Origin of the sequence: Amycolatopsis sp. NPDC051758 (assembly GCF_044453095.1) — a bacterium.
Lineage (GTDB): Bacteria > Actinomycetota > Actinomycetes > Mycobacteriales > Pseudonocardiaceae > Amycolatopsis.
In genome coordinates this window covers 488,656-513,977 of sequence record NZ_JBITCJ010000005.1, presented here as the reverse complement: position 1 = coordinate 513,977, position 25,322 = coordinate 488,656, and the positions used below count along the sequence as shown (strand labels likewise).

The following is a 25,322-nucleotide window of genomic DNA, read 5'->3' as shown; positions in this document are numbered from 1 at the left end:
CGACCCTCCAGGTACGCGAACCGACCGTCCAGGTACGCGAACCGACCCTCTGGGTACGCGTCAGGCCGGCGGAGCCAGCTGCGCCGCGCGGTCGGTCACGTCCATCAGGGCCCAGTGCTCGATCACCCGGCCGTCGCGGACGCGGATCATGTCCATGCTGGTCACGGCGTAACTGCGGCCGGTCGAGATCTGCGTGCCCGTGCTCGTGTAGCGGTTCACCGAAAACTCGCCGTCGGCGACGTTCTGCTCGACCCGCACACCCACGTCGCGGAAGTCGGCGAAGAACTCGCCACCCAGCATGGCTTCCCACTTCGCGCGCCAAGCGTCGATGCCGTGGTGGTCGCCGCCCGCGCCACCGCGGTGGTCGATCACCTCCGGGTCGATGTAGCGCAGGCCTTCGGCGACGCTTTCGGCCGTGAACGGCGTCAGCGCGATCAGCCGGCGGTGGACCTCGGCGGCGTCCATGCTCGCTCCTTAAGTGGGGAACTCCCCAGGTAGTGTTCGGCTACGCTAACCGGGGATATCCCCAGTTGGCAAGGGAGCAGCATGACGGCACGGGCCCGCAGGTCGGACGCGCGGGACAACCAGGCGCTGCTGCTCGCCGCGGCGAAGGAGGTCTTCGCCGAGGACGGGCCGGACGCGCCGCTCGACCGCGTCGCCCGCCGCGCCGGCATCGGCAACGCGACGATGTACCGGCACTTCCCGAACCGGCGCGAACTGATCGTCGCGGTCTACGCCGACGAAGTCGCGGAGCTGCGAAGCCGAGCAGACCTCGACGCGGACAACCCCGGCGAAGCGCTCTTCGCCTGGCTCGGGCTGTTCATCGAGCACGTCCGGACCAAGCGCGCGCTCGCGTTGTCGCTGGCCGATCCCGCAGGTGACCACGAAAGCCTGTTCGCCGGCTGGCACGCCACGATGAACACGACTGCCGCCGCCCTGCTCGGCCGCGCCCGGGCCGCCGGCGCCGTCGACCCGGACGTCACCGAACTGGACCTCCTCCTGCTCGCCACCGGCATCGCCCTGTCCGGCGGCGAGCCCGGCCGCCTGCTCGCCCTGGTCCGCCGTGGCACGGCGGCCCGCTGACTCCGCCCCGGGACCGCGGACTCGCGTACCCGGAAGGTCGGTTCGCGCACCTGGAGGGTCGGCTCGCGTACCTGGAGGGTCGGTTCACGTGATTGGAGGGGCATCGGACGTGATCAGGGGGGCGACACGGTGGGTCGTTAGGGTCGGGCCATGGAGATGCTGCACCTGCGTTACTTCGTCGCGGTCGCCGAGGAGCTGAACTTCTCGGCGGCGGCGCGGAAGCTGCACATGGCCGCGTCGCCGCTCAGCCAGCGGATCAAGGACCTCGAGCACGAGCTCGGGCAGCAGCTGTTCGACCGCAGCACCCACCACGTCACGCTCACCGCCGCCGGGGCCGCGTTGCTGCCGCTCGCGCGGGACGTCCTCGACCAGGTCGGCGCGATCCCGTGGAAGCTCAACGAGGCGATGAAGCCGCAGCGCAGCACCGTCTTCCTCGGCATGCCCGCCGGGGTGCACCCCGACCTGCGCGAGCTCGTCACCACCCTCGCCGAGCGGGTCAAGGCGCGGTACGAGCTCAAGCGCTGGCCCGGCACCACCGCCGACCTCGTCCAGGGGGTGCACGAAGGCAAGCTCGCGCTCACCCTGGCCCGGCTGCCGGTCACCGATCCGGCGCTGGAGCAGCTGCCGGTGATGTCGGAACGGCTCGGCGCGGTTGTCCCGGCCGACCTCTTCGCCGGCCGGGACTCGGTCAGCCTGGCCGAACTCACCGAATTCCCGTACGTGGCTTCACCCGGGGAGATCACGCCCGCTTATTTCGACCAGCTGGACCACCAGTTGAACGAACTCGGCGTCAAGAAACGCATTCGGCTGACCAACACCGGATACGGCGGGACGTCCGAAATCATTTCCAGCGGCGAAGCCTTTTCCATTTCCATGCTGGACGACCGGTCACCCATGCACGGCTACCGGCTCGACAACGTCATCGTGCTGCCGTTCACCGACTTCCGCCCGCAGCTCGACACCGGCCTGCTCTGGCGCCGCGACCGCATCGAAGGTGACCTGCGAGAACTGGTCGAAGCCGCCAAAGACGTCTTCAAGGAACCGCTCGAAAGCTGACAAAATGGTATGACCGCCGCGGTCATACCATTGTGCGCATCATGATCATTCCCCTTCCCGCCGCTCGCGCCTACGTTCGTAAGTAGAGCAACGAAGCAAGGCGCGAAAGGACGAATGATGACGGACATCACCCCCACCGCCGCCGGCCCGCTGGACGGCGTGCGTGTGATCGACCTCTCGACCGTGGTGATGGGCCCGTACGCGGCCCAGATCATGGGCGACCTCGGCGCCGACGTGATCAAGATCGAGTCCCCCGCGGACACCGTGCGGGTGGGCCAGTACCGCACCACGCCGGGCATGACCCCGCTCAACCTGAACGTCAACCGCAACAAGCGCAGCGTGGCCCTCAACCTCAAGGACGAGACCGAGCGTGAGCAGGCGCTGAAGCTGATCGACACCGCCGACGTGCTGATCACCAACATGCGCCCCGGCGCGCTGGCCCGGCTCGGCCTGAACTACGCCGACGTCGCCGAGCGCAACCCGCGCCTGGTCTACGCCCACGCGCAGGGCTTCCGCGCCGACTCCGACCGCGCCGGCAACGCCGCCTACGACGAGACCGTGCAGGCCTCCTCCGGCCTGGTCGACGTCGCCAACCGGGCGCTGGGCGAGCCGGTCTACCTGCCGACGATCATCGGCGACAAGGTGTCGGCGCTGACCATCACCTACAGCGTGCTCGCCGCGCTGGTCCACCGCGACAAGACCGGCGAGGGCCAGCAGATCGAGATCCCGATGACCGACACGCTGATCGCGTTCAACCTGGTCGAACACCTCGCCGGGCACACCTACGAGCCCGCCGAAGGCCCGACCGGCTTTGCGCTGTCGATGACGAAGGGCCACGCTGCGGTCCGCACCAAGGACGGCCTCGCCTGCGTGATCCCCTACAACCCGAAGAACTTCCGCGACTTCTTCGCCGCGGCCGGGCGCCCCGACCTCGCCGCGGACCCGCGCGTCAACGGCGAGGCCATCGACCGCGCCGACAACGAGTGGCTGACCGGGCAGATCGCGGCCTGCGCCCCGGCGCTGACCACGGACGAGTGGACCGAGGTGTGCGCGAAGCACAGCATCCCGATGGCGCCGGTGCTCGAACTGGACCGGGCCCACGAGGACAGCTACGTCCGCGACGGCCACCTGCTCGACACCGTCGAGCACCCGAGCGAAGGCGCCATCCGCACGGTCGGCATCCCGGTGAAGTTCTCCGCGACACCCGGCTCGATCCGCCGCCTGGCCCCGCTGGCCGGCCAGGACACCGCCGAAGTCCTCGCGGAACTCTGAGAAAGAAGCAAGACCATGACCGAAGTACGCACCGAGCGGATCGGCAGCACCCTGCTGATCACGATCGACCGGCCGCAGGCCCGCAACGCGGTGAACGCCGCCGTCGCGGCCGGGCTGGCCGCCGCGCTGGACGAGCTGGAAGCCGACCCCACGCTGCGGGCGGGCGTCCTCACCGGCGCCGAGAACACCTTCAGCGCCGGCATGGACCTCAAGGCCGCGCTCGAGGGCGAGTCGCCGGAGATCCCGGGACGCGGGTTCGGCGGCCTGACCGAGGCCGAGCTGACCAAGCCGCTGATCGCCGCGGTTGAAGGGTTCGCCATGGGCGGCGGGTTCGAACTCGCCCTCGGCTGCGACCTGATCGTCGCCGCCGAAGACGCGAAGTTCGGCCTCCCCGAAGTCAAGCGTGGCCTGATCGCCGCGGGCGGTGGTGTGATCCGGCTGCCGAAGCGGATCCCGCACCACCTGGCGATGGAGTTCCTGCTCACCGGCGAGCCGGTCACCGGCCGCCGCGCGGGTGAGCTGGGCCTGGTCAACCGTGTGACGCCGAGCGGAGACGCCGCCGCCGTCGCGCTGCAGCTGGCCGAGAAGCTGGCGGAGAACGCGCCCCTCGCGCTGGCCGCCGTCAAGAAGATCGTGCGCGGCTCGGAGGCCGAAGCCTTTGCCGTGCAACGCGAAGAGACCAAGAAACTGATGCAGTCCGCCGACGTCCGCGAGGGCATGACCGCCTTCGCCGAGCGCCGCGCCCCGAAGTGGACCGGTGAGTGACATGAAGATCGACGAAGTCCGCCGGCACGTGACGACTCCCCTGACCGCCCCGGCGTTCGCGCCCGTGGTCCCGAGGTTCACCAACCGCGAGTACCTGAACATCGTCTACCGCACCGACGTCGACGCCCTGCGGGCCGTCGTCCCGGAGCCGCTTCAGGTCGAGGAACCGTTGGTGCGCTTCGAGGTCATGAAGATGGGCGACGTCTCCGGCTACGGCCCGTACACCGAGTCCGGCCAGGCGATCGAGGTCAGCTTCGACGGCGAGCGCGGCGAGTACCTGCACGCGATGTACCTCGACAACTTCCCGGCCACCGCGTCCGGGCGTGAGGTCAGCGCGTACCCGAAGACCGTCGGCAGCCCGAGTCTGTATGTCGACAACGGTGTCCTGGTGGGCACCTTGGACTACGGGACGCTCCGGGTGGCCACCGCAACCATGGGCTACAAGCACCACGAGCTGGACACCCGCGAAGCCGAAAAGCAGATCACCGTCCCGACGTTCATGCTCAAGACCATCCCCGGTTACGACGGCGCGCCGCGCGTGCAGGAGCTCGTCCGCACCGAGATCACCGACGTCGTGGTCAAGGAGGCCTACACCGGCCCCGCGCGGCTGCAGCTGTTCCAGCACGTCCTGGCCCCGCTGGCGGACCTTCCGGTGCTGGAGGTCGTCTCCGCGAGCCACATCCGCACCGACCTGACGCTCGCCCCGGTCAAGCCGGTCTTCGACTACCTGAAGGGAGCCCAGTCATGACGTTCCGCAACGCAGCGGTGATCGGCGCGGGCACCATCGGCCTGTCCTGGACGGCGCTGTTCGCCCACCACGGCCTGACCGTCCGGGTCAGCGACCCGCGACCGGACCTCGCCGAGGCCGTCACCGGCGCACTCGAGACGTTCGCCCCGCACCTCGGCACGACCGCCGCGGAGCTGGCGAGCCGGGTCCACGTCGCCGCCGATGTCACTGAAGCCGTCCGTGACGCCGATGTCGTGCAGGAGAACGGACCCGAGAACGTCGAGTTCAAAAAGGACCTCTTCGCGACCCTGCTGAAGGAAGCCCCGGCGCACGCGTTGCTGCTGAGCTCGTCGAGCGCCATCCCGTCGACGGCGTTCACCGGCGAGCTCGACGGCAGCCGCGTCCTGATCGGACACCCGTTCAATCCGCCGCACCTGATCCCGCTGGTCGAGGTCGTCCCCGGCGAGCGCACCAGCGACGAATCCGTGCAGCAGGCCGTCGACTTCTACACCTTCCTCGGCCGGACGCCGGTCGTGGAGCGCAAGGAAATCCCGGGCTTCGTCGGCAACCGGCTCCAGAACGCGCTCAGCCGCGAGGCGATCTACCTCGTCGAGCAGGGTGTCGTGACACCGGAAGAACTGGACAAGGTCATCACGAATTCGCTCGGGATCCGCTGGGCGACGGTCGGGCCGTTCCTCGGCTCGCACCTCGGTGGCGGCCCCGGCGGCTACCGGCACATGGCCGAGCACATCGGCAAGTCGATGAAGCAGATGTGGGCCGGGCTGGGCAACCCCAGCCAGAGCCCCGAAGAGCAGGAACGGCTGATCGAAGCCGTCGAAAAGGCTTACGGCTCCTCCACGTACTCGGAACTCGCCGAGACGCGCGACCGCAAGCAGCTCGCAGTGTTGACCGCAGTGGAGGAGAACTGACATGGAACCGCTCAAGGACAAGCTGACCGCCGACTTCTACGACTTCGAGGCGCTGCTGCCGGACGACGAGCGCAAGCTGCTCGTGAGTGCGCGCGAGTTCATGCAGAACGACGTCAAGCCGCTGGTGAACGAGAACTGGAAAAAGGGCACCTTCCCGAAGGAACTGATCGGGATGTTCCGCGAGAGCGGCCTCGCCGGCCTGCCCTACGAGGGTTACGGCGAGCACAAGCCCGCGGTCAGCCACCTGCTCACCGGCATGATGGCGATGGAGATGAGCCGCACCGACGCCTCGGTCGCGACGTTCTTCGGTGTCCACAACGGACTCGCGATGTACTCGATCTACAGCGGCGGCAACCAGGAGCAGCGGGACCGCTGGCTCCCGGAGATGGCCGCGATGGACAAGATCGGCGCGTTCGCGATGACCGAGCCGCTCGGCGGGTCCGATGTGGCCGGCGGCATGCGCACCACCGCCAAGAAGGACGGCGACACCTGGATCCTCAACGGCGCCAAGAAGTGGATCGGCAACGCGACCTTCGCCGACTACATCGTCGTGTGGGCGCGTGACGTCGACGACAACCACGTGAAGGGTTTTGTCGTCGAGAAGGACATGCCGGGATTCGTGCCGGAGAAGATCGAGGGCAAGATCGCGTTCCGGATCGTCGAGAACGCCGAGATCACGCTGACCGACGTCCGGGTGCCGGAGGCGAACCGCCTGCAGGGCATCAACTCCTTCCGCGACGTCGCGGAGATCCTGCGCGCCACCCGCGGTGGTGTCGCCTGGCAGGCGCTCGGCGTGGCGATCGGCGCCTACGAAGCCGCGCTGGCCTACGCCCAGGAGCGTCAGCAGTTCGGCCGGCCGATCGCCCGGTTCCAGCTGGTGCAGGACCTGCTCGTGAAGAGCCTCGGGAACATCACCGCGTCGTGGGGCATGCTCGTGCAGCTCGCCCGCCTGCAGGACGCCGGGATCTTCAAGGACGAGCACTCGTCGCTCGCCAAGGCGTTCGTCACCTCGCGGATGCGGGAGGTCGTCGCCTGGAGCCGCGAGATCTTCGGCGGCAACGGGATCGTGCTCGGCTACGACGTCGCGCGGTTCTTCGCCGACGCCGAGGCGATCTACTCCTTCGAGGGCACGCGCGAGATGAACACCCTGATCGTCGGGAAGGCGATCACCGGGCAGTCCGCGTTCGTGTAAAAGATCAGTTCACGCAGCCGGCGGCCGTCGAGGTCGCCGGCTGCTTCGTGTCCGAAGTGCCCGAGGACGGCGTCTTCGTGCCGGTCGCCGCCACCGGCTTGACCCCGCCGGGAGTGTCGCTGCCCGAGGCCTGGACCGCCGGGGTGCTGATCGCCGTGTGCACGAACTGCCGGACCTGCCCCGGGTCGACCTTCACCGCGTCGCCGTCGGACGGTGTCTGCATCGACAGGCTCTGCACCGGGATCGTGACGAACGCGATCGCGCCCGACGTCATGCCCCGCAGCTGCTGCGCGAAGCTCAGCACGTCCCAGCCCTTGTCCAGCACCACCGCGCCCTGCACCGCGCTGACCAGCGAGTTCAGCTTCGACACGTCGGTGAACGTGCCCGCGCTCAGCACTTTCTTCGCCATCCCGGAGAGGAACGCCTGCTGCCGGGCGATCCGGTCCAGGTCACCGTTGAGCAGGCCGTGGCGCTGCCGGACGAACGCGAGCGCCTGCGCGCCGGACAGCGTCTGCGGGCCGGCGGCGAAGTCCGCGCCCGAGTAGGTGTCGTGCACCGGCGCCTTGAGGCAGACCTCGACCCCGCCGACCGCCTGTGAGAGCGCGTCGAACCCGGCGAGGTTGATCGCCGCGTAGTGGTTGATCGTCAGGCCGGTGAACTGCTCGACCGTCTGGATTGCGGTCTTCGCGCCGGCCGCGTTCGCCGCGACCTCCAGCTGCGGACCCGACAGCCCTTGGGCGCGCAGATCGGACATCGAGGCGTTCTTGCCGCGGCTGTACGCCGAGTTGATCTTGTGTTTGCCGTAGCCGCCCGCGATGTCCACATAGGAGTCGCGCGGGATCGAGATCGCGGTCGCCGCGGCACCGCCGGCCGGGATGTGCACCACGATCATCGTGTCGGTGGTGTCCCCGCCGTCGTCACCGCTGCCTGCGTGCAACGCGTCGAGCACGTTCTGTGGCAACGGGTTCCCGTAGGCGTCGGTCCGCGCGTCGATCCCGACGAGCAGGATGTTCTGGGCGACCTTCAGCGGCTCGCCCGGCGGCGTGTCACTGCCGTCGATCTGGGCCGCCGGCGGGATGACGTCGGCGGTGACGATGCCGTCGTCCAGCTTGCTCAGCTGCGTCCAGGCGTACCCGGTGGCGGCGAGCACCAGCGTCGACACGACGCCGATCGTTACCCGCCCGCCGATGCGGCGCCCCCGGGACGACAGCAGCACGACACTTCCCCTTGCTTCCCTGTGGTGAACCTCCGACCCCGCCTTCGAGGATCACCGGGTTAGCTGGGAATCAGCTGAGAAACTTGTTGAAAGCTCGTGACGTTGCCCGATCGGCCGAGCTGAATCGAGCCGATCGGCCGAGATCGCGACGGAAAGTACCGGCACGCACACAAAAACGTGCTGTGGCCGTGGCCACAACCGTCCCGCTTAGCGCGGCATCCGGCGCCAGATCGCGCGCGGCAGCAGGCGCAGGACGAAGAAGACCGGACGGAGCACCGCGGGCACCCAGACGACCGAGCGGCCCCGGCGCAGCGCGGCGACGGTCGCGTCGGCCACCTGGTCCGGGGTGCTCGAGAACGGCGCCGGGGACATGCCCTCGGTCATCCGGCCGACGACGAACCCGGGGCGGACGAGCAGCAGGCGGACACCCGAGCCGTGCAGCGCGTCCGCGAGCCCGCTCGCGAAGCCGTCGAGACCGGCCTTGGCCGAGCCGTAGACGTAGTTCGCGCGGCGCACGCGCACCCCGGCGACCGAGGAGAACACGACAAGACTGCCGTGGCCCTGCGCGCGCAGCAGGTTGGCGGCGTGGGTCAGGACGCCGACCTGCGCGACGTAGTCGGTCTGCACGATGGCGGCGGCGTGCGCGGCGTCCTTTTCGGCCCGGGCCTGGTCACCGAGGATGCCGAAGGCGAGCACGACGACGTCGAGCGGGCCGTGGTCGGCGGTGACCTGCTCCAGGAAGGGGCCGTGCGCGGCGAGGTCGTCGGCGTCGAATTCGGCCGCCTCGACCGTCTCGGCCCCGGCCGCACGCAGGGCGGCGACCTCCGCGGTCAGGTCCGCCCCCGGCCGCGCGGCCAGCACGAACCGCCGCGCGTCCCCGCCGGCCAGGCGTTTCGCCACGGCCAGCCCGATCTCACTGCGTCCGCCGAGCACCAGCACCGTTCCGCTCACGGCAGCAGTCTCCCAGCCCCGGGTGCGCTAGCGTGCCCGGGTGGGCCACGCAGCGGACTTCGAGACGCTCGTCGAACGGCACCGCCGGGAGATCCAGGTGCACTGCTACCGGATGCTCGGCTCGCTGAGTGACGCCGAGGACCTCACGCAGGAGACGTTCCTGCGCGCGTGGAAGGCCCGGGACGCGTTCGAGGGCCGGGCGAGCGTGCGCACCTGGCTGTACCGGATCGCCACGAACGCCTGCCTCGACGTCCTCGCCCGCCGGCCGCGGCGGGTGCTGCCCGACCAGCTCGGGCCGCCCGGGGAGCCGGTGGGCCCGATCTCGGCGGCCGACCTGCCCTGGCTCGAGCCGTACCCGGACCGGCTGCTCGACGAGCCGGGCCCGGACGCGGTGGTCGTCGAGCGGGAGACGATCGAGCTGGCGTACCTCGCGGCCGTCCAGCACCTGCCGGCGCGGCAGCGGGCGGTGCTGGTCCTGCGGGACGTGCTGGGCTGGTCGGCGAAGGAGACGGCGGCGCTGCTGGAGACGAGCGTCGCGTCGGCGAACAGCGCGCTCCAGCGGGCCCGCGCGACCCTGCGTGAACGGCTGCCTGCGCGCCGTGCCGAGTGGACGGCGGGTGCGGCGACGGCAGCGGAAACGGCACTGCTCAAGAAGTTCATCGCGGCGTACGAGCAGGGTGACCCGAGCGCGGTGGCGCGGCTGCTGCACGAAGACGCCCAGGCGATCATGCCGCCGTACTCGTTGTGGTTCGCCGGCCGCGACGCGATCGTGCGGGCGCTCTCGCTGTCGCTGGACCCGGCGTCGCCGGACTGCGTCGGCCGGTTCCGGATGCGGCCGACGCGGGCGAACCGGCAGCCGGCGGTGGCGACCTACCTGCGGCGGCCGGGCGAGGACGGCTTCCGGTGGTTCGGGGTCAGCCTGCTGACGATCGAGGACGGGCTGATCACGGCCATGGCGGCCTTCGAGGCGGTCCCGGCGGCGGCGTGGGGACTGCCGGAGAACTGGGCGGACTGAGCACGATCGCCGCGTCGCCGAGCACGATCGCCGGGTGCCGGAATGCGTACTGCGCCGGTCGCCACGCCCGATGCCCACAATGGCGTGCGCGCCGTTCACCCGCGAACGGCGCAAAAAAGCCCGGGCAGGTGATTCACCAGGGAATCACCCACCCGGGCACGCGCACTCCCGGAATCATTTCTCCGGATTCGCGTTTTCTGCTCCAGGCCGCCGGGAAGAGGTCACCGGGCGGCGGTCAGGCTGCTCGGTGCCGTTGTGGCGCGGTGCGCACCAGCCGGCGCCGGTCCTCAGCGGTGGTACCGCCGAAAACGCCGTGGTCAAGGCCGTTGTCGAGCGCGTAGCCGAGGCATTCGGCGCGGACCGGGCAGCGGGCGCACACGGCCTTGGCCTGCGCCGTCTGCCGGCTGCCGGGGCCGACTTCGGAGATCGGGAAGAACAGTTCCGGGTCCTCGTCCTTGCAGGCCGCGAGTTCCGCCCAGCCCGTCATCGTGGCTTCCATTTCCTTCGTTCACCTCCCTCAGGTCCTACTGTTTCCCATTGTCAGGACGCGTCAACCGACTTGACCACCGCGGGCGCGCGAGCGCATCCGCCTCGGTCAAGGGGGTTTTGGCTTCGGTCCCCGGCTCACCCTCCGGGCAACCAAGACTGCAACACATGAGAGTACGCCTTTCTTCCCGGGATCTCGATGTCGATCACGTCACTCGATCGGCGAGACCGCGCTCCGGTGTAACCCGGACGAGCGCCGCCGGCCCGTCACCGCCGACCGGCTTCGCGAGAGCGACCGGCCGCGTCCGCAGGCCGGGTCTTTCCGCACCCTACAAGGCTTTCCCGTTCAGGTGCGACTGAAACCCTGGCCACGCCGGCCGGACCTGGCGAAGCTCTCGGCCCCGACGGGCCCGGGTCTCGGCACCTTCGACCGGCGCGTCGCCGGCGACCGGAATCCGCCGTTCGCGGCTTCGCGCACGCGTCTCAGGACGCCGCCGCACTCGTCGAGCACCAGCCGGCAGCGCGCGGCGCCGTCGGGGTACGTCGGGCCCGCTTCCTTCAGCAGGCGCCGGACCGTGTCTCGGTGGGTCATCGGGCTCGGGTACCCGAGATCCCCGCACCCATTCGTCACATCGCGTCACCGAGGTGGAGCAGCGCATTACTCCTACTGAGCAGTCTTGATCAAATCGTTACACGTAGCGGTCACCTCACCGCACTTGTTCCTTGGAGGCGAGGGGTGGTGAGGGGTCCGTGTGCGGTCTTGACGAGTTCGACGCGTTCTTCCGCGCCGACTTCCCGCCGCTGGTGGCGTTCCTGTGCAAGGCCGGGTTCGAGGTCGAAACCGCGCGCGACGTCGCCGCCGAGGCGATGCTGCACGCGCTGGAGGCGTGGCCGACCCTCGACGACCCGCGCGCGTGGGTGCGCCGGGTCGCGAGCCGGCTGCTCGACGCGGCGGGCGACGCGCGTGCGGACTGGACCCTGGCCGGCGACCCGCGGAACGACGAGAAGCTGAGCGCCCTGGTCGACCAGCACGCCGACCTCCTCGGCCTGCTCGCCGCCCTCCCCGGCCAGCAGCGGATGGTCCTCGCGTGGTCGCTCGACGGGTTCACCCCCGCCCAGATCGCGGAGGCGCTGCGGATCGCCCCCGCGACCGTCCGCTCCAACCTCCGCCACGTGCGCGAACGCCTCCGGCGCCAGCGAGCCGCAGCACCCGACGACAAGCGGGACAGGGAAAGGTGAGCACCATGCCGGCAACCGAGTACGGGGATCGGGCGATCACCGAGCTGTTGCGGGAGTCCAACGCCGCACTGCACGACTCGCTGCGCGTCGGCCTCGACGTCGAGGGCACGCTCCTGCGGGTCCGCGGCCGGGCCCTGGTCCGGGAGATCGCCGCGACACCGCCACCCGAGGCGTTCCCGAGCCACTGGCGCAGCCACGACGAGCCGGTCGCGGACGCGATCGCCGGGGACGAAGCCGCGACCGCCCGGCTGCTCGCCACCATCCGGCCGCTGGTCGTGCGCTACTGCCGGGCCCGCGTCGGCCGGCACGAGCGGTCGTTCGCCTCGGCGGACGACGTCGCCCAGGAGGTGTGCCTCGCGGTGATCACCGCGCTGCCGTCCTACCGCGACCAGGGCCGTCCGTTCCTCGCCTTCGTCTACGGCATCGCCCAGCACAAGGTCGCCGACGCGCACCGCGCCGCGGCCCGCAACCGCACCGACCCGGTGCCCGAGGTCCCCGACGGCGTCAGCGAAAACGCCGGCCCGGAGCAGCGGGCGCTGCAGTTCGAGCTGAACGAGCGGCTCGCCCGGCTGCTGGACGTGCTGCCCCCGAAGCAGCGCGAGATCGTCGTGCTGCGGGTGGTCGTCGGGCTGTCCGCGGAGGAGACGGCCGCGGCGGTCGCCTCGACGCCCGGCGCCGTGCGCGTCGCCCAGCACCGCGCGCTCGGCCGGCTCCGAAGACTCCTGACCGGGGAGGAGTGATCAACGCCGGACGCGCTCGAGGACGAACTCCTCCAGCGCCGCCGCCGGCCCTTCCATGGATTCCCGCGCCAGCAGCATGAACTCGATGTCGCCGGGCTCGGGCAGGCCGTCGAGCTCGACGAGGTCGGCCGGCACGAGGCTGCGCGCGTGCAGGGTGACCCCCAGCCCGGCCGCCGCCGCGGCGCGCAGGCCGGTGAGGCTCGACGTCTGACAGGCGGCCCGCCATTCGAGGCCGGCGCGCTCCAGGCACTCGACGGCGAGCTGCCGCGTGATCGACGGCATCGGGTACTGCACGAGCGGCACCGGCTGGCCGGGCTCCAGCACCGTCGCCGCCGAGCCGATCCAGACGAGCGGCTCGCGCCACAGCAGCCGGCCGTGGTGCGCGCCCGGGCGGCGCTTGCCCAGCACCAGGTCCAGCTGTCCGGCGCGGAGCCGCTGCGCGAGGACGTCCGAGAGCTCGACGGTCAGCTCGACGTCCACCAGCGGGTGACTGCGGCGCAGCCGGTGCAGGATCTCCGGCAGCTCGCCGAGCGCGAAGTCCTCGGAGACGCCGAAGCGCACGCGGCCGCGCAGCTCGGCGCCGCGGAAGTGCCGCTCCGCGCGTTCCTCGGTGTCGACGACGGTCTGCGCGAAGCCCAGCATCGCCTGCCCGCGCGCGGTGAGCTCGACGGTGTGGGTGTCGCGCGCGAAGAGCATGCCGCCCGCGTCACGCTCGAGCCGCCGGACGTGCTGGCTGACGGTCGGCTGGCCGACCCCCAGCCGGCGCGCGGCCGCGGTGAAGCTGCGCGTCTCGGCGACGGCGAGGAACGAACGGCACAGACGCGGGTCCAGCACCCGCCCACTTTATCGCGATCGGCGATAACAGTCAGTCCGGTCATCGGGGTTCACAATGAGCAGGGTGTCGCCGAGAATGGGTCTGGAAGGAGATCCATGTCCCGGTTCCGATTCGACCCGTTTGTCGTCGCCATCCTCGCCACCGTCGGTGTCGCCACCCTGCTGCCCGCTTCGGGGGCCGTGGCCGGTGGGTTCAGCACCGCCACCACGATCGCCGTGGGGTTGCTGTTCTTCCTGTACGGCGCGCGGCTGTCCACCCAGGAGGCCCTCGACGGGCTGCGCCACTGGCGGCTGCACGCGGTGGTGCTCGCCGCGACGTTCGTCCTGTTCCCGCTGCTGGGCCTGGCGCTCTGTCTGCTGCCGGGGTCGGTGCTGCCGCCGGAGCTCGCCGCCGGCGTGCTGTTCCTGGCCGTGCTGCCCTCGACCGTGCAGTCGTCGATCGCGTTCACCTCGATCGCCCGCGGCAACGTCGCGGCGGCGATCTGCAGCGCGTCACTGTCCAACCTGGCCGGGATCGTGCTCACCCCGCTGCTGGTGGCGCTGCTGCTCGCCGGCGACGGCGCCGGGGTCGACGGCTCGGCCGTGCTCGGGATCGTGCTGCAGCTGCTCGCGCCGTTCGTGGCCGGCCAGCTCGCGCGCCGCTGGATCGGCGACTGGATCCGGCGCCATTCGGCCCCGCTCAAGGTGTTCGACCGCGGCTCGATCCTGCTGGTCGTCTACACGGCGTTCAGCGCGGGCATGACCGAAGGCATCTGGCACCGGCTCGACGTGGGCCACCTGCTGGTGCTCGTGCTGGTCTGCGGCGTGCTGCTCGCGGCGGTGCTGGGCGCGACCGGCTGGGGCGCCCGCCTGCTGGGCTTCGCCCGCGCCGACCGGATCACCATCGTGTTCTGCGGGTCGAAGAAGAGCCTGGCCAGCGGGCTCCCGATGGCGACGGTCCTGTTCGGGCACGCGCAGGTGGGGCTGATCGTGCTGCCGCTGATGCTGTTCCACCAGATCCAGCTGATCGTCTGCGCGACGCTGGCCCGTCGTTACGCCGCTTCGCAGGCCGAGGAGCTCGTGGCCGCCTAAGGGGTCAGGAACAGTGGCCGCCCGAGCCCTGGCCGCGTCCCCGGTGAACGCGGCGGCGGCCAGCGCGCCGGCCAGGATCGTGCTCGCGAGTTTCACGTTCAGCCCACCAGGACGTTCTTGTAGAAGATGTTGGCGTAACGGTTGATGTTGTCCATGCTGCTGCGCGAGCCGAAACCGAGGAACAGCCGGGTTTCGCCGGCGGCCGTGCGGTAGATCGCCATGCCCTCCGGCTCGCGGTAGACCAGCGACTCGCCGGCCTTGGTCAGCGCGCGGCTCTTCACCGCGCCGGTGTTCATGTCGATCCGCGTGACGTAGGAGTTGATGTCGGCGGCGTCGGCGTGCCCTTCACCGTCCAATGTGTACAGGTAGCTGCCGAGGATCGTGTACCCCTGGAAGGTGACGCTCGTCGTGCTCAGCGCCGGCTGCGCGAAGTGCGCCAGCGGCGCCGAAAAGTCGCCGGCGGCGGCGCTCGCGAGCGGGTACACGCTGTACCACATCTTGCCGCCTTCACTGCGGCGCACGGCGATCCGGTTGTACACCGGGTCGGTGGCGCACGTGATCGTCTTGCTGCCGGTGAGGAACTTCTTCACCGAAGGCGTGCCACCGTCGACGAACTTGAAGCGCGCCAGCGCGGTGCCGCGGGCGTCGGTGGTGGTCCCGTCGGCGTCGCACTCCATCCAGATGTAGGACGCGGTGCCGACCGCCTCGACGCCGATCGACACCCCGTGGCCGGCGTGGGCCAGGTGCATCGAGCCGAGCAGCTCACCGCTGAAGCTGACCTGGTTGACACACAGGTCGTCCCCCGAGGTGCCGTTCTGCGCCTGGACGACGAACAGCCGGCGGTTCACGTTGTCGAAGGCGAAACCCTGCATCACGTGGTGCGACTCGTGCAGCATCTTGCTGCGGAACAGGTCGTACGACGGCTGCGTGATGTCGAAGTAGGGCGACACCGGAACGTCGGCGGCGGCGGTCCCGGCGAACACCGCACCGGCACCGAGCGCGACGGCGGTCGCGGCGCCCGCGCGGAACACCGACCGCCGGGACAGCGGCCGGCCGGTCGTGATCGGAAGGAAGTTCATGGGGGTGAGACTGCCCCGCCGGCGTACACACGACGTACAAACCGGGATACATCCCGGGTAACAACGGCGGACGGCCGAGCGACTCCGGAGTCGTCGTTTCGCCCAGGGGAGGAATCGTGATGGCACGAACCGCATTCGCAGCACTGGCCGGCGCCCTGGTGGTGACGGCGGGCGCGGTGGTCTTCGCCGGCGCGTCGGCCGCCGTCGGGCCGTCACCCGCGCCGATCGTCCAGGCGGCGCAGGCCACCTGCGTGACCGACGGCAACGGCTTCTGCACCGTCACGCACAGCCTCGGCAAGGTGCCGGAGGCGGTGGTCGTGTCGCCGAACACGCCCAGCCCGTTCAACGCTTTTGTGCTCAACACGGTGCTGGGGTCGTACACCGCGAGCACGTTCCAGGTGCGGGCGATGTTCACGCAGACCACGCCGAAGACGTTCGGTCAGATCTGGTTCACCTACGCGGCTTACGGCACTCCGGCGGCGCCGCCGCCGACTACGACTCCAACCACTCCCATGACAACACCGCCCACGACCATGACGACCCCTCCGCCGACGACCACCCCTGGCAGTGGCAACTAAGCGGAATCCGCAGTCTTCGCCTTGGCTACCAACGGTTTCCACGCGGCCAAGGCGAAGGCTTGCCCCGCAGCTCGTCCGCGAAGATGGCGTCGACGCGCGAGCCCGCGCGCGACAGGACTCGCGCGGCGGCGCGGATCACGTACCCGAGTGCGAACAGCAGGAGCAGCGCCAGGCCGATGGCCGCGGAGTTCGCCACGAGCGCCTCCCGGTACTGGTGCGCGAGGTAACCCAAACCAGCCCCCGCGACGAGCGCGTCGAGCAGCGCCAGCTGGATCGCCCGGTGGCGGGACGGGGTGGCCCGCGGTGCAGTGACCATCGCTTCCTCCCGCCGTTCCGTTCAGCGGCGACGCCCTTGCAACCTAGACGAGCATCCGCCGGTCGGCGGACGTTTCAACCTGTTTGGCCTACCGGATCTCCCCGGATGGCCGCTGTGATAACTTGAAGCGAACTGAGTCTTCTTTGCACATGCAAAATCCTCGTGCCGCCTGCGCGCCGAGGCCAGGGGGCGGTAGCTCAGTTGGTTAGAGCAGGGGACTCATAATCCCTTGGCCGCGGGTTCGAGCCCCGCCCGCCCCACGAGGCGGCTCCGGCTGCTCGGTGCTTGCGCACCTTCGCCGGTGCCCGCAGTATCTACCCGGGGGCAACCCCCGGACCCCCGGTACGCAACGCGTGTCGCCTTGCCCGGTTCGTACGCCGACACGTCAGGTCCACCCGGTCGGGCCTGATCCCGCCCGTTGCCTCCCACCATCCACAGTGGACGTCAGCGCACCCGTTCGTAAACCACGGCCAGCTCTCCGAGTTCGCCGGTTTCGTGGTGGGTGAGCCGCCACCGCGACGCGGGCAGGCCGTCGTCGAACAGGCGGGGACCGCCGCCGGTGATCTCCGGGCAGATCATCAGATACAGCCGGTCGAGCAGGTCCGCCGCGAGCAGCGCCTTGATGATGCTCGCGCTGCTGTTGACGAGGATGTCGCCGGACCCCACGGCCTTCAGGTCGGTGACGACGTCCGCGGCCGGGGCGTTCACCAGGCGGGTGCGCTCCCACGGCGCCGCGGTCAGCGTGGTCGAGAAGACCACCTTCTCCGCGTCCACCAGCCACTTCGCGTAGCCGCGGTCCCGCGGGTCGGCGTTCTCGTCCACGGCGACCGTCGGCCAGAAGCCCAGGAAACCCTCGGCGTTGCGGCGGCCGAGCACCGCCGTCGTCGCGCTCTCCCAGATGCGGGTGAGGTGGCCCCGGGCGACTTCGGTGGTCGCGTACGGGAGGATCGCGCCCATGTCGGCGGGCCCGCCGGGGCCGGTGTAGCGGCCGTCGAGCGTGAGGCTCAGGTTCGCGGTCACTCTGCGAGCGGTGGAGTCGGTCATGGTGATCGGTCCTTTCCCAGGGCGAGTACTCCGGCGAGGCGGTCGAGCACCTGGCCCCAGCCGGTTTCGATGCCGGCGATGGCGGGGACGGCGTCGACGGTCGTGGCGGTGATCCGCAAGCCGAGCCGCAGCCGCGTGCCTTCCGGGACCGCGGTGAGCTCGAGGTCGTAGTGGCCGGTGAACGAGGCTTCCCCCGTCACCGCGAGGTCGAACGCGAGGCGGCCGGGCGCGTCGGCGACGCGGACCCACCCTTTGGAGCGGTACACGCCGTCGGCGTCCCGGTAGTCGAGCGCGGCGAGCCCGCCCGCGCGCGCCTCGAGGACGCACGCGGTGACCGTCATCGACGGCGGCACCCACCAGGTCGCCAGCAGGTCCGGGTCGGTCCAGTGCCGCCAGACGGCGTCCCGCTGCGCGGCCAGCACCCGCTCGAACGCGAAGGTGCGCCCGTCGGCCCACCGGTCCCGGTCCGCGTCCGCCGACTCCTCCTCGATCGCGACCCGGTACCGCGCGATGACGTCCCGCTCCCCCGCGTGCGCCTCGGTGGTTTCGGCCAGCTCGCGCAGCCGGGCCGCCAGCGCGGTCAGCGGTTCCGCCTCGAGGGCGTAGACGCGGCGCTGCCCGAGCGGGAAGACGGTGACGAGCCCGGTGCGGGCCAGGGTCTGCAGGTGCTTGGTGGTCTGCGGCTGCCGCAGCCCGGTCAGCTCGGCCAGTTCGCCGACCGACCGGGGACGTTCGGCGAGGAGCTCCACCATGCGCCACCGCGCCGTGTCCCCCAGTGCTGCCGCGATCCGATCCATGGGTCGGAGTATTCATTGACGGGAATATTCATGTCAAGGAATATTTCAATTGGCCAACCAGCGCAGGCCATAGGCGTAACCCAGCTGGGGCGCGGCGAAGTCTTGCGCGACTTCGTGGGCGCCGTCCAGGGGCAGTGTCGCGCCCGGCTCGGGCGGGTCGGTGAGCACCGACGGCGGCACCCGGTCCAGCCGCCAAACCGCACGCGGCGGGCTCTCCGGGTCGAAGCGGACGCGCACGGTGAGCGACTCGCACGTCACCAGCGGCACGAACGCGTACGACGGGCGGATCGGCCGGCCGTCCCGGATCCGGTACACCAGCGAGTACGTGTGGCTGTCGCCGCGGGACAGCGGGCGCGGCAGGTCGAGCAGCCAGCGGAAGTGGCGCTGCCCCTGCCGGTTGGCGCCGGTGATCCGGACGCCGTGCTGGGCGTCGACGTCGACCTGCCGCTCGCCGTCGCGGCCGTCTTCGGTGCGGGGCACGGTGAACTGCGTGGCGATCCGGCTCAGCCCGTCGCGGGTCGCGACGATCAGCCGTTCCTCGATCAGCTCCGGCTCGTCGGTGTCCAGCCGCACGAGTGCCTTGACCCGCTTGACGAACCAGCCCTTCTCCGGGTCGGGCACACCTTCGCCGGGGCGGGCGCCGGCCTCGATCTCGGCGGCGAGCCGGGCGAAGGCGCGGTCGATCCGCCGGCGCGCCGTGCGCGCCGAGACGCGCAGCCGTTCGGCCAGCACCTCGACCCGGGCGCTGAGCAGGGGGTGCTGCGTGCCGGGGGCGATGCCCAGCGCGACGTTCACCGCCAGCCGGTCGTCGGCCGGGAACTCGGCGATGGCGGCCGTGATCGCCTCCCGCAAAACGCGTCGCGCTTCGCGGTCGTTCGCCGTCCGGTGGACTTCGCACCACTGCGTGACGAGCGGCCCGAGCCGGGTGCGCAGCCGTTCGGCTTCCAGCCCCCAGCCCCGGCGCAGGGTGGTGAGTTCCCGGAGCAGACCGTCCTCGTGTGCCATGGGAATTCGATTGTGGCACGCGGGCTCCGGCGCGATCGGGGGTATCAGCTGCGCTGATCAGGTGATTCCCGGTTGGCCAGCGCGTGGCCAGTGCGGCCCGGATTCGGCCTGGCGCGGGCCTTTGCCGGTTCTCCCGCTGTTCGACCATTTCCCGGTCGACGACTCCGGGGAGGACCGTTGCTCGACACCACCCACCCGGCGATCGGGCCGGCCGACGTCGCGGGGCTGCGTCGGCTGGCCCGCGACGGCCTGCTCGCGGACGCGGCTTCGGCCGCCCGGCCCGGCGACCTCGCCCGGCTGCGCGGCGCGGTGTACACCGTGGCCTGGCCGCTGGTCTTCACGCGGATCACCAAGCCGCTGGAGCGGCAGCGCCGGCACCCGGACTGCGCCCGCGGGCTCCGCTGGCTGCGGCCCGAGTGCCTCGACCGCTTCCACGACGACGTCGAAGCGGTGGTCGAGCACGCGCTGCGGCGGGCCGTCGACCCGATCGAGAACCTCGAAGGCTGGCTGGCCACCCGCCTGAACCCGGCGACGGTCGACGCGCACCGCCGGCGGCGCGGCGAAATCGGGGCCCTGCAACGACCTCGTCTCCCGGCTTGGCTGGGCGACGCGCTCGGCGGTGATCCGTGGTTGTGCGACCTGGCCGTCCAGATCATGACGTGGGCCGGGGTGCCGGCCACCGCGGGCGCCGAGCTGTGGCCCCTGGACGGCTGGGCCGCCCGGCGCGCGGAGGTCACCGGCGAGCCGGTGGCCGACCGCGACACGCTCGACCGCGAAGTGCGGAAGGTCCTGGCCGCCATGCGAACCCGCCCGAAGTGGCACGCGGCGCACGTCGAGCGCCCGCTCGGGCACAAGCAGGCCCCGGTCGCCCCGGCGCCGGCGGACAGCCCGGCCGACCTCCCGGCGCTGGAGCTGGCCCGCCCGCACGAGATCGAGGACGCCCGCCTCGCGGGCCTGGCCGAGCAGGCGCTGAAGGCGATCGAAGCCCGCCTCGACCGCGGCCACGAACCGGCGCTGGCGGTCACCGCGATCGTCCGGCTGCTGTTCGGCGACCGGCCCGACCTGGTGCTGCACCAGGGATCCGCCCGTGACGACTGGCTGAGCGCAGCCCTGGCCGACCCGGCCCGGCTGGAGCGGATCGTGGCGACGGTGCTGGCGGTGCTGGACCGCTGAAGCCGGTGGCGCAGGTGCGAGTGCGCGGCGGCCGACGGTCGGTCCGCCGCGCAGCTGCCGACCGGACTCGGCTCGGCCCAGTCATGCCGACCGCGCCGGCAGCGCCCAGCCACCGGGTGACCGCCGCGCGCACACGGTCGGTTCGCCGCGCAGCCGCCGACCGGACCCGGCCCGGCCGGGTCACGCCGACCGCACCGGCAACGCCCAGCCACCCGGTTACCGCCGCGCGCACACGATCGGTTCGCCGCGCAGCCGCCAACCGGACCCGGCTCGGCCGGGCCATGCCGACCGCGCCGGCAGCGCCCAGCCACCCGGTTACCGCCGCGCGCACACGATCGGTTCGCCGCGCACCCGCCGACCGCACTCGGCTCGGCCGGGTCACGCCGACCGCGCCGGAAGCGCCCAGCCACCGGGTTACCGCCGCGCGCACGCCGACACCTGGCGACTCGCCCGGCTCGGCAGCGGCCCGCCGCCGGCGACCGGCCGGCCACCGCACTCACCGACCCGGTCCGGCCGGTGGCCACCGTTCCCGGCCACCGACCACCACCGTCCGGGCCGGGACTCGGCGACCGGCGGCAGCCAACCGGCTAACCACCGCATTCCCCGGCCACCCCCGGCTCGCACCACTCGCCGTCCGCGGACATCGGGCTCCGGCGTGCCTCGAACACTTCAGTCAGCAGCGCCGGTGGGCACCCCGCTGCCCGCGCTCGGGTCCACGCCGTTGTCAGCTCCGTCAGCAACAGCGCCTGCACGGCCGCTCGTGCGGCGTCCGTGAGTCTCGAGAGCGGGGCCGATGCTTCGGTCACCCCGGCCTCCTCTCGCCCGGCGCCGGCTTCGGCCGGCCCAGCCATCACCTGACGGACACGGGCTTCAGCGCCACCAGGGCGGCGGGGGCGCCGGCAGCCGCAACGGGCAGCCGGTGTGGCCGCCTCGCCAGCAGTCGGCGAGCCAATGGGTCAGGGCGACCGGGCCGAGGAGGCTGTCCTCCCACACCGGGGTCAGCTCGCCCGCCTTGCGCAGCGCCGCTTCGGCGGTGCCGCAGAAGGAGACGATCGCGGCGACCGCGGCGTCGGCCCGCTCGACGGGCCAGTCGACCGCGGCTCCCGGCAGCCCGGCCGGGATGGCCAGGCCGCTGCCGGCGGTCCAGTCGCGCGCCAGCTGCACGGCGAGATCGAACTCGACCGCTTCGGCGTGACGCTGCCGGGCCTGCCAGCGCGGCGAAACCGCGGCGGCGTGCAGCCCGGCCAGCCTGGCGACAACCAGCCCGTCCCACACCGCGCGGAGCACCGCGCGGGTGTCAGCCGGGTGGAGGCCGGCGAGGTCGTGGGTGACGGCGCCGAGCCAGGCACACGGGTCTTCGACATGACGATCAACGGTGACGGTCACGGCAGCCAGTCTCGCACCGGAGCACAGCTCCGGCAGCAAGATGATCATGGTTCGCGGCAGGACCACCCGGTCGGTGGCGAACCGTTGAGCGGCGTCGTAACCCCTTCGGGCACTGCGCGTGACCAAACCGTCACAACTATGCGATCATGTCGGCGCTCAGTGCCGAGCACGTCCTCCGACCGTTACCCGCGAAAGGCCGCCACCGAGTGATCAAGATCAGCAAGAGCCGGGCCGGCACCCAGCGCGTCACCTTCAGCCTCCCGATCGGCGCGCCGCCCGGGCGGGTCAGCGTCGTCGGGTCGTTCAACGACTGGACGCCCGGCCGGCACCACCTCACCCCGCGCTCCAACGGCCGCCGCTCGACGTCGGTCGACGTGGCGCCCGGCACCGTGCTCGAGTTCCGCTACCTCGGCGAGAACGGCTTCTGGTTCGACGACCCCGATTTGCCCGACCGCGACGGCGGCAACTGCGTCTGCTCGACGAACTGACGGTCAGGACCGGCGGCGCGGCTTCCCGCGCTTCGCCGGTCCGCCGCCGCTTCGCCGGACCGGCTTTTTCGCGACGGGCTTCGGGCGCTTGCGTTCCGCCGGCTCCTGCTGCGGGCGTCCGCGCGTGCTGTTGACCGTGCGGCCGCGCACAACGCCGATGAACTGCTCCATCAGGTCGGACGTCTCGTCCTCCAGCCACGACAACGCGACGCTCGACTGCGGCGCGTCCCCGACCGGCCGGTAGGTGAGGTCACGGCGGTGGTGCAGCCGGGCGAGCGACTGCGGGACGAGCAGCACGCCGACACCGGCCGCCACCAGCTCGATCGCGTCGGCTGTCGTCTCTGGCCGCTCCATCGCCGCGCGGCCCGGCAGCTGCGGCCACTCCAGCGTGTCGTCAAGCGGGTGCAGCACGACCTCGTCCGCCAGGTCCACGACGGACACTTCGTCGGCCGCCGCCACCAGGTGGTCCTTCGGCACCACGACCACCGTCGTCTCGGTGTAGAGCGGGATCGCGTGCAGGCCGTCGCGGTCGATCGGCGACCGCAACAGTGCCGCGTCGGCGCCGCGCTCGCGCAGCAGGCCGGTCGCGTCGGCGGCGGCGACCGGGACGAGGACCAGCGGGACCGCCGGCACCCGCTCACCCCAGGTCCGCACCCACTTGGCGGGGGTCGCTCCCGGGACGTACGCGAGCTTGAAAGAGGCGGGGTCGGTCACCGGGTCAGGTTACCGGGAGTGACGCTGGCTACCCTGGACGGCATGACGTCGCACAAAACCACCCAGACCATGAAGGCCGCGACGGCGGCGAAGAAACTGGGTGTGTACCTCGAAGCCACGCCCGCGGAGTTCCAGGAGGGCGTCGTCTCGCGCGACGAGCTGAACGCGCTGCAGGCCGAGCCGCCCGAGTGGCTGCGGGAGCTGCGCCGCACCGGCCCGCACCCGCGGCAGGTCGTCGCGGCGAAGCTGGGCGTCTCCATCGGCGGCCTCACCCGCGGCGGGATCACCGACCCGCTCACCACCGAGCAGATCGAAGCGCTGAAGACGGAGAGCCCCGAGTGGCTGGTGCGCGAGCGCGCCACCCAGGCCGAGGTGCGCAAGGAAGCGGCCCGGGTCAAGGAGGAGAAGAACTGACCGCCGCGGACGTCTCCGCCGAGCGAGCCGAGCGGCTCGACGCCGCCGACGACCTCGCCGGGTTCCGGGACCGGTTCGTCCCGATCACCGATCCCGGTGTGGTCGCCTACCTCGACGGCAACTCGCTGGGCCGCCCGTTGCGCGCCACCGCCGAGCGGCTGCAGGAGGTCGTCGGCGACGAGTGGGGCGCCCGGCTCATCCGATCGTGGGAGGAGCGCTGGCTCGCGCTGCCCGAGCAGATCGGTGACGAGCTCGGCCGCGTCGCGCTCGGTGCGGCGCCCGGGCAGACGATCGTCGCCGATTCGACGTCGGTGTGCCTCTACAAGGTGCTCCGGGCGGCGGCCGCGCTCCGGCCGGGACGCGACGAGATCGTCACGGACACCGCGAACTTCCCGACCGACCGGTTCCTCGTCGAGAGTGTCGCCGCCGAACTCGGCCGCGCGGTCCGGTGGATCGAGGCGGATCCGGTCGACGGCGTCCGCGCCGAGGACGTCGCGGCGGTCACCGGCCCGCGGACCGCGGCGGTCGTGCTGTCCCATGTGGACTACCGCTCGGCGGTGATCGCGGACCTCACCGCGATCACGCGGGTGGTCCACGAGCGCGGCGGCCTCGCCGTCTGGGACCTCTGCCACAGCGCCGGCTCGATCCCGGTCGAGCTGGACGCCGGCGGCGCCGACTTCGCCGTCGGCTGCACGTACAAATTCCTCAACGCGGGGCCCGGCGCGCCCGCGTTCCTCTACGTGAGTTCGCGGCACCACGAAGCGTTCGGCCAGCCGATCACGGGCTGGATGGGCGCGGCCGACACCTTCGGCATGGCAGCGCACTACGTGCCCGCGCCCGGCATCCGGCGGGCGCTGTCCGGCACTCCGCCGGTGCTCGGCATGGTCGGTGTCCAGGAGGGTGTCGCGCTGCTGGCCGAAGCGGGGATCTCGCGGGTGCGGGCGAAAGCCGTGGCGCTGGGGCAGTGGGTGCTCGACCTCGCGGACGCGTGGCTGGTCCCACTCGGGTTCACCGTGGCGTCCCCCCGCGACGACGCCCGCCGCGGCGGGCATGTGACGCTCCGCCATCCCGACGCCGAACGGCTTGCGCGGGTCTTCATCGAGCACGGGGTGCTCATCGACTTCCGCCGTCCTGACGGGATCCGCGTCGGGTTGAGCCCGTTGACCACCGGCTTCGCCGAGGTGCGGCGGGCGATGGAACGGATTCGCGAACTCGCCGGCTGAGCCCGCTTCGAGGCCGGGGCGCGTGCCGTCCCGAATAGTAGCCATGTACTTAGTAGCCATGTACTGTATTTCTCATGAGCGGCTCACCCACCCCGGGCCACCTCGTCTGGCGACTCTCCATGAAGTGGCGCGTAGCCGTCGATCGCGCCCTGGCGCCGATGGGGCTGACGCACGCCCAGTACGTCCTCCTCTCGACACTCTTCGGCCTGGAACGCGCCGGGCGCACCCCGAGCCAGCGTGAACTGGCCGACGAGACCGGGCTCGAAGCGCTCTACGTCTCCAAGCTCGCCCGTGCCCTCGACACCGACGGGCTCATCGAACGCACCCGGGACGCCGCGGACACGCGGACCGTCCGGCTGACGCTCACCGACCGCGGCCGCGAGGTCGTGCGGCCGGCGATCAGCACCGTCCGGGGGCTGCTCGACCGGCTCCTCGCCCCCCTCGGCGGGCGGGCCGGCGAGCGCACCGAGACCTTCGTCCGCGAGCTCACCCTGCTGCTCGACACCCCGCTGGATCCCTGAAGGGACAA

General features: G+C 71.5%; 31 protein-coding genes and 1 tRNA gene. 18 read left to right on the top strand and 14 right to left on the bottom strand.

From position 1 onward, the window contains the following. Window positions 1-60: 60 nt before the first annotated feature. Entirely contained in the window at window positions 61-465 is a 405-nt protein-coding gene (locus tag ACIA5G_RS25950; RefSeq protein WP_395927516.1) for an ester cyclase, read from the bottom strand. An 81-nt stretch (window positions 466-546) separates the two neighbouring features. Here ACIA5G_RS25950 and ACIA5G_RS25945 point away from each other — a divergent pair, with 81 nt between their 5' ends. From ACIA5G_RS25945 to ACIA5G_RS25915, 7 genes are all read left to right on the top strand, one after another. Next, window positions 547-1,083 carry a TetR/AcrR family transcriptional regulator gene (locus ACIA5G_RS25945; RefSeq protein WP_395927514.1) on the top strand — a complete coding sequence of 179 codons (537 nt, stop codon included), beginning with the start codon at window positions 547-549 and terminating at the stop codon, window positions 1,081-1,083. 150 nt (window positions 1,084-1,233) lie between these two features. Beyond that, entirely contained in the window at window positions 1,234-2,139 is a 906-nt protein-coding gene (locus ACIA5G_RS25940; protein ID WP_395927512.1) for a LysR family transcriptional regulator, read from the top strand. A 117-nt stretch (window positions 2,140-2,256) separates the two neighbouring features. Further along, window positions 2,257-3,411 carry a CaiB/BaiF CoA transferase family protein gene (locus ACIA5G_RS25935; protein ID WP_395927510.1) on the top strand — a complete coding sequence of 385 codons (1,155 nt, stop codon included), beginning with the start codon at window positions 2,257-2,259 and terminating at the stop codon, window positions 3,409-3,411. 15 nt (window positions 3,412-3,426) lie between these two features. After that, on the top strand, window positions 3,427-4,176 hold the full coding sequence (locus ACIA5G_RS25930; protein ID WP_395927508.1) for a crotonase/enoyl-CoA hydratase family protein: 750 nt from the start codon (window positions 3,427-3,429) through the stop codon (window positions 4,174-4,176). A gap of 1 nt (window position 4,177) precedes the next feature. Next, a complete protein-coding gene (locus ACIA5G_RS25925; RefSeq protein ID WP_395927506.1) occupies window positions 4,178-4,924 on the top strand; it encodes an acetoacetate decarboxylase in 747 nt (248 codons plus the stop codon). Beyond that, window positions 4,921-5,832 carry a 3-hydroxyacyl-CoA dehydrogenase NAD-binding domain-containing protein gene (locus ACIA5G_RS25920; RefSeq protein WP_395927504.1) on the top strand — a complete coding sequence of 304 codons (912 nt, stop codon included), beginning with the start codon at window positions 4,921-4,923 and terminating at the stop codon, window positions 5,830-5,832. Before ACIA5G_RS25925 ends, ACIA5G_RS25920 begins: the two co-directional genes overlap by 4 nt. 1 nt (window position 5,833) lies before the next feature. Then, window positions 5,834-7,024 (top strand): acyl-CoA dehydrogenase family protein, encoded by a 1,191-nt coding sequence (locus ACIA5G_RS25915; RefSeq protein ID WP_395927502.1) that lies wholly within the window; start codon window positions 5,834-5,836, stop codon window positions 7,022-7,024. Between the two features lie 4 nt (window positions 7,025-7,028). Here ACIA5G_RS25915 and ACIA5G_RS25910 read toward each other — a convergent pair whose 3' ends face one another. Continuing rightward, window positions 7,029-8,240, bottom strand: coding sequence for an LCP family protein (locus ACIA5G_RS25910; RefSeq protein ID WP_395927500.1), 1,212 nt, complete (start codon window positions 8,238-8,240; stop codon window positions 7,029-7,031). A gap of 207 nt (window positions 8,241-8,447) precedes the next feature. Beyond that, on the bottom strand, window positions 8,448-9,191 hold the full coding sequence (locus ACIA5G_RS25905) for an SDR family NAD(P)-dependent oxidoreductase (protein ID WP_395927498.1): 744 nt from the start codon (window positions 9,189-9,191) through the stop codon (window positions 8,448-8,450). A gap of 40 nt (window positions 9,192-9,231) precedes the next feature. Between ACIA5G_RS25905 and ACIA5G_RS25900 the strand changes: the two genes are divergently transcribed. Next, window positions 9,232-10,206, top strand: coding sequence for an RNA polymerase subunit sigma-70 (locus ACIA5G_RS25900; RefSeq protein WP_395927496.1), 975 nt, complete (start codon window positions 9,232-9,234; stop codon window positions 10,204-10,206). A 235-nt stretch (window positions 10,207-10,441) separates the two neighbouring features. Here ACIA5G_RS25900 and ACIA5G_RS25895 read toward each other — a convergent pair whose 3' ends face one another. Both ACIA5G_RS25895 and ACIA5G_RS25890 read right to left on the bottom strand, forming a co-directional pair. After that, window positions 10,442-10,705: a WhiB family transcriptional regulator gene (locus ACIA5G_RS25895; protein WP_395927494.1), complete on the bottom strand. Its 264-nt coding sequence runs from the start codon at window positions 10,703-10,705 to the stop codon at window positions 10,442-10,444. Window positions 10,706-11,038: 333 nt separating this feature from the next. After that, a complete protein-coding gene (locus ACIA5G_RS25890) occupies window positions 11,039-11,284 on the bottom strand; it encodes a hypothetical protein (RefSeq protein WP_395927492.1) in 246 nt (81 codons plus the stop codon). 158 nt (window positions 11,285-11,442) lie between these two features. Between ACIA5G_RS25890 and ACIA5G_RS25885 the strand changes: the two genes are divergently transcribed. Both ACIA5G_RS25885 and ACIA5G_RS25880 read left to right on the top strand, forming a co-directional pair. Further along, window positions 11,443-11,931: an RNA polymerase sigma factor gene (locus ACIA5G_RS25885; RefSeq protein ID WP_395927490.1), complete on the top strand. Its 489-nt coding sequence runs from the start codon at window positions 11,443-11,445 to the stop codon at window positions 11,929-11,931. A 146-nt stretch (window positions 11,932-12,077) separates the two neighbouring features. Next, the gene (locus tag ACIA5G_RS25880) at window positions 12,078-12,671 is read left to right on the top strand and encodes a sigma-70 family RNA polymerase sigma factor (protein WP_395928010.1); all 594 of its coding nucleotides are present in this window, start codon (window positions 12,078-12,080) and stop codon (window positions 12,669-12,671) included. On the opposite strand, the gene ACIA5G_RS25875 is transcribed toward ACIA5G_RS25880, so the two are convergent. Continuing rightward, window positions 12,672-13,505 carry a LysR family transcriptional regulator gene (locus tag ACIA5G_RS25875; RefSeq protein ID WP_395927488.1) on the bottom strand — a complete coding sequence of 278 codons (834 nt, stop codon included), beginning with the start codon at window positions 13,503-13,505 and terminating at the stop codon, window positions 12,672-12,674. It lies immediately after the preceding gene. Window positions 13,506-13,601: 96 nt separating this feature from the next. Between ACIA5G_RS25875 and ACIA5G_RS25870 the strand changes: the two genes are divergently transcribed. After that, window positions 13,602-14,576, top strand: a complete 975-nt coding sequence (locus tag ACIA5G_RS25870) for a bile acid:sodium symporter family protein (protein ID WP_395927486.1) — start codon at window positions 13,602-13,604, stop codon at window positions 14,574-14,576. 98 nt (window positions 14,577-14,674) lie between these two features. On the opposite strand, the gene ACIA5G_RS25865 is transcribed toward ACIA5G_RS25870, so the two are convergent. Continuing rightward, window positions 14,675-15,655, bottom strand: a complete 981-nt coding sequence (locus ACIA5G_RS25865) for a teichoic acid biosynthesis protein C (RefSeq protein ID WP_395927484.1) — start codon at window positions 15,653-15,655, stop codon at window positions 14,675-14,677. 119 nt (window positions 15,656-15,774) lie between these two features. On the opposite strand from ACIA5G_RS25865, the gene ACIA5G_RS25860 reads away from it, so the two are divergent. Further along, the gene (locus ACIA5G_RS25860) at window positions 15,775-16,233 is read left to right on the top strand and encodes a hypothetical protein (RefSeq protein ID WP_395927482.1); all 459 of its coding nucleotides are present in this window, start codon (window positions 15,775-15,777) and stop codon (window positions 16,231-16,233) included. Window positions 16,234-16,258: 25 nt separating this feature from the next. On the opposite strand, the gene ACIA5G_RS25855 is transcribed toward ACIA5G_RS25860, so the two are convergent. Continuing rightward, entirely contained in the window at window positions 16,259-16,549 is a 291-nt protein-coding gene (locus tag ACIA5G_RS25855; protein ID WP_395927480.1) for a hypothetical protein, read from the bottom strand. A 186-nt stretch (window positions 16,550-16,735) separates the two neighbouring features. Here ACIA5G_RS25855 and ACIA5G_RS25850 point away from each other — a divergent pair. Then, window positions 16,736-16,809, top strand: a tRNA-Ile gene (locus tag ACIA5G_RS25850). Window positions 16,810-16,993: 184 nt separating this feature from the next. Here ACIA5G_RS25850 and ACIA5G_RS25845 read toward each other — a convergent pair. Genes ACIA5G_RS25845 through ACIA5G_RS25835 form a run of 3 tightly spaced genes read right to left on the bottom strand, consistent with a single transcriptional unit; the run spans window position 16,994 to window position 19,395 of the window. After that, on the bottom strand, window positions 16,994-17,593 hold the full coding sequence (locus ACIA5G_RS25845; protein WP_395927478.1) for a dihydrofolate reductase family protein: 600 nt from the start codon (window positions 17,591-17,593) through the stop codon (window positions 16,994-16,996). Further along, the gene (locus ACIA5G_RS25840; protein WP_395927476.1) at window positions 17,590-18,390 is read right to left on the bottom strand and encodes a metalloregulator ArsR/SmtB family transcription factor; all 801 of its coding nucleotides are present in this window, start codon (window positions 18,388-18,390) and stop codon (window positions 17,590-17,592) included. Before ACIA5G_RS25840 ends, ACIA5G_RS25845 begins: the two co-directional genes overlap by 4 nt. Window positions 18,391-18,435: 45 nt before the next feature. Then, a complete protein-coding gene (locus ACIA5G_RS25835) occupies window positions 18,436-19,395 on the bottom strand; it encodes a hypothetical protein (protein ID WP_395927474.1) in 960 nt (319 codons plus the stop codon). A 177-nt stretch (window positions 19,396-19,572) separates the two neighbouring features. On the opposite strand from ACIA5G_RS25835, the gene ACIA5G_RS25830 reads away from it, so the two are divergent. Next, the gene (locus ACIA5G_RS25830; RefSeq protein WP_395927472.1) at window positions 19,573-20,568 is read left to right on the top strand and encodes a hypothetical protein; all 996 of its coding nucleotides are present in this window, start codon (window positions 19,573-19,575) and stop codon (window positions 20,566-20,568) included. A 587-nt stretch (window positions 20,569-21,155) separates the two neighbouring features. Here the strand turns inward: ACIA5G_RS25830 and ACIA5G_RS25825 are convergent. Then, complete coding sequence (locus tag ACIA5G_RS25825; protein ID WP_395927470.1) at window positions 21,156-21,374, bottom strand: hypothetical protein; 219 nt, start codon at window positions 21,372-21,374, stop codon at window positions 21,156-21,158. Between the two features lie 64 nt (window positions 21,375-21,438). Continuing rightward, a complete protein-coding gene (locus ACIA5G_RS25820) occupies window positions 21,439-21,954 on the bottom strand; it encodes a hypothetical protein (RefSeq protein ID WP_395927468.1) in 516 nt (171 codons plus the stop codon). Window positions 21,955-22,160: 206 nt separating this feature from the next. Here ACIA5G_RS25820 and ACIA5G_RS25815 point away from each other — a divergent pair, with 206 nt between their 5' ends. After that, window positions 22,161-22,442: an isoamylase gene (locus tag ACIA5G_RS25815; RefSeq protein ID WP_395927466.1), complete on the top strand. Its 282-nt coding sequence runs from the start codon at window positions 22,161-22,163 to the stop codon at window positions 22,440-22,442. A 3-nt stretch (window positions 22,443-22,445) separates the two neighbouring features. Here the strand turns inward: ACIA5G_RS25815 and ACIA5G_RS25810 are convergent, their stop codons facing one another. Further along, window positions 22,446-23,156, bottom strand: a complete 711-nt coding sequence (locus ACIA5G_RS25810) for a LysR family substrate-binding domain-containing protein (protein WP_395927464.1) — start codon at window positions 23,154-23,156, stop codon at window positions 22,446-22,448. 42 nt (window positions 23,157-23,198) lie between these two features. Here ACIA5G_RS25810 and ACIA5G_RS25805 point away from each other — a divergent pair, with 42 nt between their 5' ends. The 3 genes from ACIA5G_RS25805 (at window position 23,199) to ACIA5G_RS25795 (ending at window position 25,314) form a co-directional block, all read left to right on the top strand. Continuing rightward, window positions 23,199-23,570 (top strand): DUF5997 family protein, encoded by a 372-nt coding sequence (locus ACIA5G_RS25805; RefSeq protein ID WP_395927462.1) that lies wholly within the window; start codon window positions 23,199-23,201, stop codon window positions 23,568-23,570. Next, the gene (locus tag ACIA5G_RS25800; RefSeq protein ID WP_395928008.1) at window positions 23,567-24,793 is read left to right on the top strand and encodes a kynureninase; all 1,227 of its coding nucleotides are present in this window, start codon (window positions 23,567-23,569) and stop codon (window positions 24,791-24,793) included. Before ACIA5G_RS25805 ends, ACIA5G_RS25800 begins: the two co-directional genes overlap by 4 nt. A 74-nt stretch (window positions 24,794-24,867) precedes the next feature. Continuing rightward, entirely contained in the window at window positions 24,868-25,314 is a 447-nt protein-coding gene (locus ACIA5G_RS25795; RefSeq protein ID WP_395927460.1) for a MarR family winged helix-turn-helix transcriptional regulator, read from the top strand. Window positions 25,315-25,322 lie beyond the last annotated feature (8 nt).

What these genes read in the sequence shown, in the direction of transcription:
- ACIA5G_RS25890 (WP_395927492.1), bottom strand. Translation starts at nt 11,284, where the DNA reads ATGACCCACCGAGACACGGTCCGGCGCCTGCTGAAGGAAGCGGGCCCG.
- ACIA5G_RS25915 (WP_395927502.1), top strand. Translation starts at nt 5,834, where the DNA reads ATGGAACCGCTCAAGGACAAGCTGACCGCCGACTTCTACGACTTCGAG.
- ACIA5G_RS25930 (WP_395927508.1), top strand. Translation starts at nt 3,427, where the DNA reads ATGACCGAAGTACGCACCGAGCGGATCGGCAGCACCCTGCTGATCACG.
- ACIA5G_RS25845 (WP_395927478.1), bottom strand. Translation starts at nt 17,593, where the DNA reads ATGACCGACTCCACCGCTCGCAGAGTGACCGCGAACCTGAGCCTCACG.
- ACIA5G_RS25865 (WP_395927484.1), bottom strand. Translation starts at nt 15,655, where the DNA reads ATGAACTTCCTTCCGATCACGACCGGCCGGCCGCTGTCCCGGCGGTCG.
- ACIA5G_RS25950 (WP_395927516.1), bottom strand. Translation starts at nt 465, where the DNA reads ATGGACGCCGCCGAGGTCCACCGCCGGCTGATCGCGCTGACGCCGTTC.
- ACIA5G_RS25805 (WP_395927462.1), top strand. Translation starts at nt 23,199, where the DNA reads ATGACGTCGCACAAAACCACCCAGACCATGAAGGCCGCGACGGCGGCG.
- ACIA5G_RS25920 (WP_395927504.1), top strand. Translation starts at nt 4,921, where the DNA reads ATGACGTTCCGCAACGCAGCGGTGATCGGCGCGGGCACCATCGGCCTG.
- ACIA5G_RS25945 (WP_395927514.1), top strand. Translation starts at nt 547, where the DNA reads ATGACGGCACGGGCCCGCAGGTCGGACGCGCGGGACAACCAGGCGCTG.
- ACIA5G_RS25870 (WP_395927486.1), top strand. Translation starts at nt 13,602, where the DNA reads ATGTCCCGGTTCCGATTCGACCCGTTTGTCGTCGCCATCCTCGCCACC.
- ACIA5G_RS25935 (WP_395927510.1), top strand. Translation starts at nt 2,257, where the DNA reads ATGACGGACATCACCCCCACCGCCGCCGGCCCGCTGGACGGCGTGCGT.
- ACIA5G_RS25940 (WP_395927512.1), top strand. Translation starts at nt 1,234, where the DNA reads ATGGAGATGCTGCACCTGCGTTACTTCGTCGCGGTCGCCGAGGAGCTG.
- ACIA5G_RS25855 (WP_395927480.1), bottom strand. Translation starts at nt 16,549, where the DNA reads ATGGTCACTGCACCGCGGGCCACCCCGTCCCGCCACCGGGCGATCCAG.
- ACIA5G_RS25835 (WP_395927474.1), bottom strand. Translation starts at nt 19,395, where the DNA reads ATGGCACACGAGGACGGTCTGCTCCGGGAACTCACCACCCTGCGCCGG.
- ACIA5G_RS25925 (WP_395927506.1), top strand. Translation starts at nt 4,178, where the DNA reads ATGAAGATCGACGAAGTCCGCCGGCACGTGACGACTCCCCTGACCGCC.
- ACIA5G_RS25860 (WP_395927482.1), top strand. Translation starts at nt 15,775, where the DNA reads ATGGCACGAACCGCATTCGCAGCACTGGCCGGCGCCCTGGTGGTGACG.
- ACIA5G_RS25840 (WP_395927476.1), bottom strand. Translation starts at nt 18,390, where the DNA reads ATGGATCGGATCGCGGCAGCACTGGGGGACACGGCGCGGTGGCGCATG.
- ACIA5G_RS25895 (WP_395927494.1), bottom strand. Translation starts at nt 10,705, where the DNA reads ATGGAAGCCACGATGACGGGCTGGGCGGAACTCGCGGCCTGCAAGGAC.
- ACIA5G_RS25795 (WP_395927460.1), top strand. Translation starts at nt 24,868, where the DNA reads ATGAGCGGCTCACCCACCCCGGGCCACCTCGTCTGGCGACTCTCCATG.